This window comes from Streptomyces spinoverrucosus (genome assembly GCF_006539505.1).
GTDB lineage: Bacteria > Actinomycetota > Actinomycetes > Streptomycetales > Streptomycetaceae > Streptomyces > Streptomyces spinoverrucosus.
The window spans coordinates 1-9,842 of the sequence record NZ_BJND01000126.1 but is presented as its reverse complement, the minus strand read 5'-3'; the positions used below and the strand labels follow the sequence as shown (position 1 = coordinate 9,842).

The window sequence follows — 9,842 nt, the reverse complement described above, 5'->3', positions numbered from 1 at the left end:
GGCGCGCGTAGCTGCGGGCAGTCGTGCCGCTTGGGCGGCACGGGTGGGCGCAGCGGCGCCCCGTTGCGCCGGGCTGTGTCACGCCTCGGCCTCAGTGGCAACGCCGGGCACATTCGAAACGCGGGGCAATCCAGACCCCGTACCCACACATCGGCCCGGCCAGTCCCCTCATCCCGCACCCGGCCACAACACGCCCCGTACTGACCGCGAAATCGAGCCTCATCGGTCAACAAACTGTCATTCTGCGGAACTTGATCGGGCGTCAATCGGTTACGGAAGCGACGTAATCGGTGATTTGAGCAACTGGGCGTAGCAGCGCCTGCACGAAGCGTTATTCTCCTCAGACGCAAACCGGTACCCCTCTCGTCGCTACGACGGGTGAAAGGTCCCGCACTGCACGTGATGGAAGCTCTGCCTCTGGGAGTCTCGTGTACCCACACGTCGGGGTTGACGCCTCGGGCCTGGCCACGCTGCGCGCAACGGTCCTAGACCTGTTGCGCGGCTTCGTCCCCACCGCGTACGCCGTCCCCGCATTCACCACCGCCGCGCCGGTCGGCCCGTGCTACGCACTGGCCGACGGCACCGCCGCGGTCGGCAGACGAGGCCGCTCGGCCGGAGCGGCCACCGCACGCCGTCCGGCCGCCGACAGCGACAGCGCCCGGATGATGGACCTCGTGGAGCGCGCCCAGGCCGGCGAGGCCGATGCGTTCGGCCGGCTCTACGACCAGTACAGCGACACCGTTTACCGGTACATCTACTACCGGGTGGGAGGGAAGGCGACCGCCGAGGACCTGACGAGTGAGACCTTTCTGCGGGCACTGAGAAGGATCGGCACGTTCACCTGGCAGGGGCGCGACTTCGGTGCGTGGCTGGTCACCATCGCGCGAAATCTGGTCGCCGATCACTTCAAGTCCAGTCGCTTCCGGCTGGAAGTGACCACCGGCGAGATGCTCGACGCCAACGAAGTCGAACGCTCGCCCGAGGACTCCGTGCTGGAGTCCCTCTCCAACGCCGCCCTGCTGGACGCCGTGCGGCGGCTCAACCCCCAGCAGCAGGAGTGCGTGACGCTCCGCTTCCTCCAGGGCCTCTCCGTCGCCGAGACCGCCCGCGTGATGGGCAAGAACGAGGGCGCCATCAAGACCCTCCAGTACCGCGCCGTGCGCACCCTCGCCCGCCTCCTCCCCGACGACGCGCGCTGAGCGCCGTACGCGAAGGCATACGCTCAGCGATACTCAACTCACCCTCTGTGACAGGCCGTTGGCTTCGCCGTCCGTTCCTCCTCCGTCCGTAACCCAAGTGCCGCGCCGCTCGTTGTGCGGGATGCAGGCTCCCTGTGGTCACTCCCTGGCTGACTCCCATCCCTCGATCGTGTGGTTGTGGCCGGGGCGTGCAACCCTCAGGACCCCCTGGGGAGTCGACCGTCATGACGAGAGGAGGTGCCGCCAGTGATCGCGAACGTATCGGCGCACCGGCGGGCGAACGCCTTCGCCCAGGCCCTGGAGGACCAGTCCGAGCGGGGCACGGCGGCCGAGCAGTCCGAGGAATCGGCCCCGGCTGCTGCGGAACAACCGACCGAGCAGGGCCGCCTGTTGGCCCTCACGGCCGGTCTTGGCGCGTTGCCCAAGCCGGAGCTGGATCCGGAGGTCAAGGTCGTCCAGCGGGCGCAACTGGTGGCCCAGTTCGAAGCCATGCTGCAGGAGGGCGGCGGGGCGGCAGCCGATCCGCCCTTGCCCGAGCAGCGGTCCGTGCGGGGCCGTGGCGCCCACCGGGCCACACCGCTGGGCAAGTTCCGTCCGCGTACGCGCCTGGCCAAGGGCCTCACCGCCGGCGGGCTCAGCGTGGGTGTCGCCGCCAGTGCCTTCGGCGGAGTCGCCGCCGCCAGCGGGGACGCCCTGCCCGGTGACTCGCTGTACGGGCTCAAGCGCGGCATCGAGGACTTCAAGCTCGGCCTCACCGACGGCGACGACGAGCGCGGGCAGATGTACCTCGACCAGGCGTCCACCCGGCTGAACGAAGCCCGTCGGCTGATGGAGCGCGACCGCGGCGGCCACCTCGACCACGAGTCGGTCGGCGAGATCCGCCGCGCCCTGTCCGGCATGAAGCACGACGCCTCCGAGGGCCACCGGCTGCTGACCGCGGCATACGAGCGCGACCCCGAGTCGCTGGGCCCCATCCAGGCACTCTCCACCTTCTCCCGCTCCCACCGCGAGACCTGGGGCGCCCTGCGCGAGCGGCTGCCGGTGCAGCTCGGGGACGTCAGTGAGCAGGTGTCGTCGGTGTTCGACGCCATAGACCAGGAAGTCGCCCCGCTGCAGTCCCTGCTCTCGCCGCCCCCGGCGCAGGACGGCAGCAGCGACGGCAGCGAGCGAAACGGCACCGGCAGCGGGCCCGCCGCGGGTGCCACCGAGTCCGGGCGCGGCTCGACGGCACCCAGCAACGGCAGCGGCTCCTCCTACGGCGGCGACACCGGCAGCGGCGGCCCGAGCCGCTCGGCCGAGTCCGGCGGCGAGATCGACGGCCTGCTCGGCGGCAACACCGGCGGCCTGCTCGACCCGCCGAAGGACATCGGCAGCGCCTCACCGTCGCAGAGCAAGCCACCGACGGCCGAGCCCGACGTCACGCTGCCGCCGCTGCTCCCGGGGCTGCTGCCCGGGCTCGGTCTCGACGCCGAGGACGCCGAGTAGTTTTCGCGTAGTACGGCAACGGGGGCGCCCCTTGTGGGAGGGGCGCCCCCGTTGCCGTATCCCTGCTGCGGTTTGTCGTCAGAAGAAGGTCGTCAGAAGAAGACCGAGCGGCGTTGCACCAGCAGCTTGTACAGGGTGTGCTGGATCTGTTCCCTGACCTGGTCGGTCAGGTTGAACATCAGCATCGGGTCCTCGGCCGCCTCCGGCGGATAGCCGTCCGTGGGGATCGGCTCGCCGAACTGGATCGTCCATTTCGTGGGCAGCGGGATCGCGCCCAGGGGGCCGAGCCAGGGGAACGTGGGCGTCAGCGGGAAGTACGGGAAGCCCAGCAGGCGGGCGAGCGTCTTCGAGTTGCCGAGCATCGGGTAGATCTCCTCGGCGCCGACGATCGAGCACGGGATGATCGGGGTGCCCTGGCGCAGCGCGGTGGAGACGAAGCCGCCGCGGCCGAAGCGCTGGAGCTTGTAACGCTCGCTGAAGGGCTTGCCGATGCCCTTGAAGCCCTCCGGCATGACGCCGACCAGTTCGCCCTGGCTGAGGAGGCGTTCGGCGTCCTCGGCGCAGGCGAGGGTGTGGCCGAGCTTGCGGGCGAGTTCGTTGACGACCGGGAGGACGAAGACCAGGTCGGCGGCGAGGAGGCGCAGGTGGCGGCCGGCCGGGTGGTGGTCGTGCACGGCGACCTGCATCATCAGGCCGTCCAGCGGGAGCGTGCCGGAGTGGTTGGCGACGATCAGGGCGCCGCCCTCGGATGGGATGTTCTCGACGCCCTTCACATCGACCCGGAAGTAGTTCTCGTACACCGGGCGCAGCAGGGACATCAGGACGTGGTCGGTGAGTTCGGCGTCGTAGCCGAAGTCGTCGACCTCGTAGTCGCCGGTGAGGCGGCGGCGCAGGAAGGCGAGACCGGAGGCGATGCGTTTCTCCAGACCGCCCTCGTCCAGGGGCGGCTGCTGCGCGGGCTCGTCCGGGCGCTGTTCCTCGTGGGGCACGGGGACATCATCCTGCGCACGTGTCCGGCTGGGCAGGGGCTGGACCTCGCCCACCTCGTGAACCCGTGCGGGCTCCCCGCCGGGACGTCGGCTCCCCCCGCTCCGGCCGCGCCGCGGCGGCCGCTGTACGGCGCTCCCGCGGGACCGGTCGTCGTCGAACGGAATGACCTTGGCGTCCGCCATCGTTGATGCGCTCCTCAGTTGGCGCTCTGCGTCGGGGGGTGGCCGCCGCCCGCGACGGGCAGCGCGGCGATCCGGTCGACGGCCCCCGCAAGGGCCTCGGGCGGCAGGAGTCCGGGTCCGCGGCTGCGCGCGAACTCCGCGAACGTTTCCGCGGTGGTGTACTTCGGCTGGAAGCCCAGCGTCTCGCGCATCTGGGTCGTGTCCACCACCCGGCCGTGGGTCAGCAGTCGGATCTGCTCGGGTGAGAAGTCCGTCATGCCCAGGGTACGCACCAGCGAGCCGGCCCACGTGACGGCGGGCAGCAGCAGCGGCACGGTGGGGCGGCCGAGCCGCCGGGAGCACTGGGAGAGCAGCAGGACGCCGTCGCCGGCGATGTTGAAGGTGCCGCTGTTGAGCGTGCCCCGGCGCGGCTCGTGCGAGGCGATCCGCAGTACCTCGATCACGTCGTCCTCGTGCGCGAACTGCAACCGGGGGTCGTAGCCGAAGACGGTCGGCAGGACGGGGAGCGAGAAGTACGAGGCGAGCGGTGAGTCGGCGTTCGGGCCCAGGATGTTGGCGAGCCGCAGCACGCACACCGCCACATCCGGCCGGCGGCGCGCGAACCCGCGTACGTAACCCTCGACCTCCACCGTGTCCTTGGCGAAGCCGCCGCTGGGCAGCGACTTGGGCGGGGTCGTCTCGCTGAACACGGCCGGGTCGCGGGGCGCCGAGCCGTAGACGTTGGTGCTGGACTTCACCACCAGGCGCCGTACCGTCGGGGACTTCTGGCAGGCGCCGAGCAGCTGCATCGTCCCGATGACGTTGGTCTCCTTGACCGTGGCCCGGTTGCCGCTGCCCAGCGCGGTGGCGGTGACGTCCAGGTGGACGACCGTGTCGGCGGCCGTCTCGGCCAGCACGCGCGCGATGGTGGGCTGCCGGATGTCGGTCCGGATGAAGTCCGCGCCGCCCAGATGATGCTCGGGCGGTACCGCGTCCACGGCGACGACCCGATCGACATCCGGGTCCCGCTGGATCCGTCGTACGAACCGGCCCCCCAGCTGACGGGCCACTCCGGTCACGAGCACGACCTTGCCCAAGATCCGCGCCTTCCTTCCAGCCCTCGTACCGCTGCCGAGTTCCCGTCTGCGGCCAACTTAGCGGTTTGTCGTTGCGCTGTGATGACCGCCCGCTGCACCAAGTGAGGGGAAACATTCCACCGGGATATGCATGTGCCCCCATATGCGTGTGGCCCCCCACCGGACGGGGTGGGGGGCCACAGCCACGCTTTCGCGGCGTTGCGGTGCGTCGTTACTTCTCGCTACTTACTTCTTGTTACGACGCTGAACGCGCGTGCGCTTGAGCAGCTTGCGGTGCTTCTTCTTGGCCATCCGCTTGCGCCGCTTCTTGATAACAGAGCCCACGACTACCCTCGCTCACTTCTCATCACTCGGTGTTTGGGCGCCATGGGCCCACACGACCTACGAGGGGCTAGCCTACCCGCCCGAGCGCTGAGGTCGTAATCGAGGTGCACGGGGAGATCGAAAGTGCCCTGTACTCGATCTCCCCGGATCGCCGTCAGGCGGTTTCCACCCCCACATAGCTGTCGCGGAGGTACTCGTGAACCGCGTTCTCGGGGACGCGGAAGGACCGCCCCACCCTGATCGCGGGCAGATGACCGCTGTGCACCAGCCGGTACACGGTCATCTTCGACACTCGCATCACCGAGGCAACCTCCGCCACGGTAAGGAACTGAACCTCACTCAGAGGCCTCTGATCTCCAGCTGCAGCCATGACACACCTGAACCTTCCGCACTCGACTCGACGGCCACCGGCTTCCCCTTCCGGTGACTCTTCGTCGCTGCGTGCTCACTCCCCAGACTAGGGGCGGGTGATGCGAGTGGGGAAGAGGTGCACCCATCGGCGGCCTACTGTGACAGACACGCCCGATTGAGTACGTAGCGGGTAAGCGGCCGGTAGTAATCAGACCGCACAGCGTCATCAAGTGGAACGACGACGGACAACCGCCCCTCGGCCTCGCCGACGAACAGCGCGGGATCGTCCGTGTCGGCCAGCCCGATGGCCTCGAACCCCAGCTGACCTGCGCCGCAGACCCATCCGTGGTCTCCGATCACCAGCTCCGGGAGGGTCCCGCCGGCCTCGGCGATCGCGGCCAGAACGGTCCGAACCGGGAGGGGGGAATGGGTGTGTGCGCCGGTCGCACAACCGGAGCCGGGGGCGCCGGGTTCCCGCACCAGCGCGACGCCTCGTACGTAATCAAGGTCGTACGTGCGTAGGCCGAACCTAGTCGTTATGTCGACAGAGCGACCCTTCGCCGGGGTGAGGACGGCACATCCGGCCGCCGACAAGGCGTCCGCCAAGGCGCCGTAGAAACCGAGCAGCCGGTGGGGGTGACCGGTCCCGAACAACACGGGCGCACCACGCTGCGCAACCACGGCGAGCCGTTCCGAGAAAGCTTCCAGCGCGGCGAGGGTCAGTTCCGGGTCGATCACGTCCTGACCGGAGACGCATCTCGGATCGCTGGAAACCCCACACCTGTCCGCCATCAACCCGATCAAATCCCGCTCGGTCCAAGCCCATTCGGGGTCAATCCCGATCAACAGCCGGGGATCGCGGGCCGCGAAGGCCCGATAGCTGCGCAGGCTCTCCTCGCGGGAGGTGGCGACAGGACCGGCCAGCCGGGCGGCCAGGAGGTGGGATCTGAGGTGGGCTCGGAGGGGGGTGGTGGGGGTCGTGGAGGTGGTGGGGGTGGGCATGGGGGGATGGTGACGGATGGCGGGTGGGGGGTGGGGTGGGAATGGGGGAAGGGGGCTCGGTTGGCGTAACGGGGATGGCGATGGCAGCAGATGCGTACCTGCGGCAGTCGTAACCTGCGGGCAGTCGTAACCTGCGGGCAGACGTGCCCGAGCGGCCCAGCAGCCCCTACGCCAACAACCCCCGCAACGGAAACACGGCCCGCCTCGTGGCCAGCACAGCTTGATCCAGCCGATCCGCAGGGTCGTACCCCGCCTCCCAGTCCCGCCACGACACCGGCCACCGACCGTCAGTCATCCGCACCGGCGCCAACTGCCGTGTCCGGGCAAAGACCTCGTGCCGCCAGTCCTCGGGAATCATCGCCTCGGGCGCCACCTCCCGCCCGGCCGCGATCCCCACCAGATGCGTCCAGGACCGCGGCACCACCTCGACCACCGCGTACCCGCCCCCGCCCAGCGCCACCCAACGCCCCTCGGCGTACTCATGCGCCAACTCATGACAGGCGACCTGCACAGCCCGCTGCGCATCCAGGGAAACCGCCAAGTGCGCCAACGGATCCTCGAAATGCGTGTCGGCCCCGTGCTGAGTCACCAACACCTGCGGCCGAAACTCGGCCACCAGCTCCGGCACCACCGCATGAAACGCCCGCAACCACCCGGCGTCCCCCGTCCCCGCAGGCAACGCCACATTCACCGCCGACCCGGTCGCGGCCCCCTCCGCTCCCGTCTCCTCCGGCCAGCCGGTCTGCGGAAACAGCGTCCGAGGATGCTCGTGCAAGGAAATCGTCAGTACCCGGGGATCGTCCCAGAACGCTGCCTGCACCCCGTCCCCGTGATGCACATCGACATCCACATAGGCGACCCGCTCGGCCCCCAGTTCCAGCAACCGGGCGATCGCCAGCGAGGCATCGTTGTAAATGCAGAACCCCGAGGCCGCCGCCGGCATCGCATGATGCAGCCCACCCGCGAAGTTCACCGCGTGCAGCGCCTCCCCGCGCCACACAGCCTCCGCCGCCCCCACCGACTGCCCGGCGATAAGAGCCGACACCTCATGCATCCCGACGAACGCCGGATCGTCCAACGTCCCCAGCCCGTACGACTGGTCGGCCGCCCCCGGATCCACCGACGCGGCCTTCACCGCCGCGATGTAGTCCTCCCGGTGAACCAGCCGCAGCGTCGACTCCCCCGCCGCCTTCGCGGCCACGACATCCATCTCACGATCGAGCCCGAACGCCTCGACCAGTCCCCGGGTCAACGCCAGCCGAACCGGATCCATCGGATGGTCCGGCCCGAAGTCATAGCCCGTTACCGCCTCGTCCCACATCAGCTGTGCGCGACCGCTCATGCCCGCCACCGTATCGGTCCGGTTGAGCATCGAACGACCGGGCGTACACGAGTGTCACCAGCACCAACACCATCGGCACGAGCATCGCCCCCCGATAGCTCCAGGCATCCCCCAACGCCCCCACCAACGGCGAACCGATCAAAAAGCCCACATAGTTGAAGACATTGAGCCGTGCCACGGCCACATCCGAAGCCCCCGGAAACAACCTCCCTCCCGCCGCGAACGTCTGCGGAACCAACACACACAACCCCAGCCCCAGCAACGTGAACCCGACCATCCCGATCCACGCCCCAGGCGCCCCCGCCACCACCGCGAACCCCACCGCGGCGACCACCGCCCCACCCCGTACGACCCCCACGGCCCCGAACCGCCGCACCCCGAAGTCCCCCAGAGCCCGCCCCACCAGCGTGGTGACCATGTAGACGTTGTACGGCACCGTCGCCAGCTGCTCCGAGCTCCCCAGCACGTCCTTCAGATACTTCGCGCTCCAGTTGGAAACGGTCGCGTCCCCGATGTACGCGAAGGTCATCACCAGGCACAGCGGCAGCAACGCCCGGAAGGCGACACTCCCGGCCTCACCCCCACTGGCCACACCACCCGAGCCCCGGCCGCCGCCATCGACGTACCACCGGCTCCCCACCAGCGCGGCCGGCAGCAGCACCGCCACCACCGGCAGATACGACACGAACAGCGCCAGCTCCCAGTGCGCCCCCACCCACGCCAGCGAGGCCCCGACGATCCCTCCGAGGCTGTACGCGGCGTGAAACCCGAGCATGATGCTGCGCCCGTACGACCGCTGCAGGCTCACCCCGAGCATGTTCATCGAGGCATCCAGCGCCCCCACTGCCAGCCCGAACGCGGCCAGCGCCACCCCCAGCACCACCATCCGCTCCCCGGCGCCCACCCCGAGCAGCGCCAGGAGCACAACGGGCTGGGACCACCGCAGCACCGAGCTGGGCGGTATCCGCTTCACCACCCGCTCGGTCACCACGCTCCCGACCCCGGCCAGCACCGGCACCGCGGCCAGAAACACCGGCAGCAACGCGTCGGACACCCCGTACCGGTCCTGGATGGCCGGAATCCGCGTCACCAGCAGGGCAAAGGCCACCCCCTGCGCGAAGAAGCCGAACGCCAACGAGGCCCTACCGCGCCGCAGCACACGAGTCATGGCGGCGAGCGTAGGGCCCCGGCGTACCGCTGGGTATATCCAGCCAAAGATGAATTTCGCTCAGCTTCACCTGAGCAGGTCGGCCAACTCCCCCATCTCGGCGAAGAGTCCGGTTGCCCCCACCAGCTTCCTGGCCGGTGTCATGGCTGTGAACCCGTACACATCCATCCCGGCAGCCACGGCCGCCTGCACCCCGAGGGTGCTGTCCTCGACGACCACACAGCGCTCCGGCGCGACCCCCATCCGCTCCGCCGCGTACAGGAACAGATCCGGTGCCGGCTTCCCCCGCCCCACATCCTGCGAGCTGAAGATCCGCCCGTCGTCGAACCACCGCTCCAGCCCGGCCACCCGATGCCCGACCCGAATCCGCTCATGGCTCCCCGAGGAGGCCACACAGTACGGCACCCCGTCCGCGGCCAGCTTCTCCAGCACCTCCCCGGCCCCGCTCACCGCAGTCAACTCCCGCTCGAACGCGGCGAAGACGCGCGCGTGAAAGACGTCGTCGAACTCGGCCGGCAACCGCTGCCCCGTGCGCTCCTCAACCAGCTCATGGATCCGATGCATCGCGGACCCCATGAAGTCCCGAATGGAGTCCTCGTACGTCGTCGGATGCCCCAGCTCGGTGAGATAGGCCGCGAGATGCCGGTTGGAGATCGGCTCGCTGTCGACGAGAACACCGTCGTTGTCGAAGATGACCAGTTCATAGCGCATGGTGAAGACCCT

At 69.3% G+C, this 9,842-nt stretch carries 10 protein-coding genes; 2 read left to right on the top strand and 8 right to left on the bottom strand.

Annotated features, from left to right (window positions below; all coding sequences use genetic code 11):
* The first annotated feature begins 428 nt into the window (after positions 1–428).
* Both SSP24_RS41465 and SSP24_RS41460 read left to right on the top strand, forming a co-directional pair.
* Positions 429–1,199, top strand: a complete 771-nt coding sequence (locus tag SSP24_RS41465) for an ECF subfamily RNA polymerase sigma factor, BldN family (protein ID WP_141316287.1) — start codon at positions 429–431, stop codon at positions 1,197–1,199.
* 246 nt (positions 1,200–1,445) lie between these two features.
* Complete coding sequence (locus SSP24_RS41460) at positions 1,446–2,684, top strand: DUF5667 domain-containing protein (protein WP_141316286.1); 1,239 nt, start codon at positions 1,446–1,448, stop codon at positions 2,682–2,684.
* Positions 2,685–2,776: 92 nt separating this feature from the next.
* Here SSP24_RS41460 and SSP24_RS41455 read toward each other — a convergent pair whose 3' ends face one another.
* The 8 genes from SSP24_RS41455 to SSP24_RS41415 all read right to left on the bottom strand — a co-directional run bounded on the left by SSP24_RS41455 (position 2,777) and on the right by SSP24_RS41415 (position 9,830).
* Positions 2,777–3,856: a lysophospholipid acyltransferase family protein gene (locus SSP24_RS41455; protein WP_141316284.1), complete on the bottom strand. Its 1,080-nt coding sequence runs from the start codon at positions 3,854–3,856 to the stop codon at positions 2,777–2,779.
* Between the two features lie 14 nt (positions 3,857–3,870).
* On the bottom strand, positions 3,871–4,932 hold the full coding sequence (locus tag SSP24_RS41450) for an NAD-dependent epimerase/dehydratase family protein (protein WP_141316282.1): 1,062 nt from the start codon (positions 4,930–4,932) through the stop codon (positions 3,871–3,873).
* Positions 4,933–5,157: 225 nt separating this feature from the next.
* Positions 5,158–5,256: a 30S ribosomal protein bS22 gene (locus SSP24_RS41445; protein ID WP_003948845.1), complete on the bottom strand. Its 99-nt coding sequence runs from the start codon at positions 5,254–5,256 to the stop codon at positions 5,158–5,160.
* 154 nt (positions 5,257–5,410) lie between these two features.
* The gene (locus tag SSP24_RS41440) at positions 5,411–5,626 is read right to left on the bottom strand and encodes a helix-turn-helix domain-containing protein (protein ID WP_141316280.1); all 216 of its coding nucleotides are present in this window, start codon (positions 5,624–5,626) and stop codon (positions 5,411–5,413) included.
* Between the two features lie 134 nt (positions 5,627–5,760).
* Positions 5,761–6,609 (bottom strand): phosphatase, encoded by an 849-nt coding sequence (locus tag SSP24_RS41435; RefSeq protein ID WP_141316278.1) that lies wholly within the window; start codon positions 6,607–6,609, stop codon positions 5,761–5,763.
* A 166-nt stretch (positions 6,610–6,775) separates the two neighbouring features.
* Positions 6,776–7,951, bottom strand: coding sequence for an acetoin utilization protein AcuC (locus SSP24_RS41425; protein ID WP_141316276.1), 1,176 nt, complete (start codon positions 7,949–7,951; stop codon positions 6,776–6,778).
* Entirely contained in the window at positions 7,902–9,119 is a 1,218-nt protein-coding gene (locus tag SSP24_RS41420) for an MFS transporter (protein WP_141316274.1), read from the bottom strand. Before SSP24_RS41420 ends, SSP24_RS41425 begins: the two co-directional genes overlap by 50 nt.
* 66 nt (positions 9,120–9,185) lie before the next feature.
* The gene (locus SSP24_RS41415; protein WP_141316272.1) at positions 9,186–9,830 is read right to left on the bottom strand and encodes an HAD family hydrolase; all 645 of its coding nucleotides are present in this window, start codon (positions 9,828–9,830) and stop codon (positions 9,186–9,188) included.
* Positions 9,831–9,842: the final 12 nt, after the last annotated feature.

Bases quoted from the DNA above. Each gene is read 5' to 3' on its own strand.
- SSP24_RS41420 (WP_141316274.1), bottom strand. From the start codon at position 9,119: ATGACTCGTGTGCTGCGGCGCGGTAGGGCCTCGTTGGCGTTCGGCTTC.
- SSP24_RS41415 (WP_141316272.1), bottom strand. From the start codon at position 9,830: ATGCGCTATGAACTGGTCATCTTCGACAACGACGGTGTTCTCGTCGAC.
- SSP24_RS41440 (WP_141316280.1), bottom strand. From the start codon at position 5,626: ATGGCTGCAGCTGGAGATCAGAGGCCTCTGAGTGAGGTTCAGTTCCTT.
- SSP24_RS41425 (WP_141316276.1), bottom strand. From the start codon at position 7,951: ATGAGCGGTCGCGCACAGCTGATGTGGGACGAGGCGGTAACGGGCTAT.
- SSP24_RS41435 (WP_141316278.1), bottom strand. From the start codon at position 6,609: ATGCCCACCCCCACCACCTCCACGACCCCCACCACCCCCCTCCGAGCC.
- SSP24_RS41455 (WP_141316284.1), bottom strand. From the start codon at position 3,856: ATGGCGGACGCCAAGGTCATTCCGTTCGACGACGACCGGTCCCGCGGG.